The 562-nt window shown below is 44.7% G+C and carries 1 protein-coding gene; it reads left to right on the forward strand.

What is annotated here, in order from left to right:
• The coding region (locus ACTHUR_RS16860) for a 4Fe-4S binding protein (protein ID WP_440399837.1) at window positions 1-562 on the forward strand (562 nt) is incomplete at both ends.

A 562-nucleotide genomic window follows, 5' to 3' on the forward strand; every position in this document is an offset into this window, starting at 1 on the left:
CTGTTGCATACGCGCCTGACAGCCATTAAATACGTCATCTTCTTCGGTTTGCTGGCTATTTCCCTGTATGATTTGGGTACTGCTGAAAAATTTGCAGAAGTTGAACCTTTCAAAACCGCAATTATTCTGAAGTTTATGCGCGAATGGTGGTTTGTATTGTTTGCTGCAGCTTTGCTGATTGCCGGATTGTTTATCGAACGTTTCTTCTGTCGTTATCTGTGTCCTTTGGGTGCGGGTATCGCATTGCCGGGTCGATTCCGTGTGTTTGACTGGCTGCGCCGCTATAAAATGTGTGGCAATCCTTGTCAGATTTGTACGCATGAATGTCCGGTACAGGCCATTGCACCAGAAGGCGATATCCATCCGAACGAATGTATCCAATGCCTGCATTGCCAGGTAATGTATCACCACGATACGCGTTGTCCTCAAGTAGTGGCAACGAATAAGAAAAAACAAAAACAAGCGGCAGCAAAATCTGAGCAGCACGATGCGGCAGCAACGAAAAATGCTCAAGAACAAGTTGTTCAGTTTGTTAAAAAAGAATCGGCAATTAGTGTTGATA

Source organism: Neisseria sp. P0021.S007, from assembly GCF_051956855.1.